A 210-nucleotide genomic window follows, 5' to 3' on the forward strand; every position below is an offset into this window, starting at 1 on the left:
GGATGTCGTCGCCGAAGAACCACAGCACCGAGTTGGTGGCGGACTTGCGCGAAGAACCGGTGCCGACCACGTCACCGACGTAGGCAACCGGGAAGCCCTTGGCTTTCAGCTCTTCCATCTGCTTGATCGGACCGACGGAGCCGGGTACGTCCGGGTTGATGCCGTCGCGAGCCATTTTCAGCATGGCCAGAGCGTGCAGCGGGATATCCG

At 62.9% G+C, this 210-nt stretch carries 1 protein-coding gene; it reads right to left on the reverse strand.

The annotated features are described in order from the left end of the window. Window positions 1-210 (reverse strand): hypothetical protein (locus RRF55_RS29345; RefSeq protein ID WP_439419505.1); only part of this gene is annotated, 210 nt, incomplete at both ends.

It is taken from the genome of Klebsiella sp. K47, assembly GCF_051858335.1.
In the GTDB taxonomy this organism is placed as follows: domain Bacteria; phylum Pseudomonadota; class Gammaproteobacteria; order Enterobacterales; family Enterobacteriaceae; genus Klebsiella; species Klebsiella pneumoniae.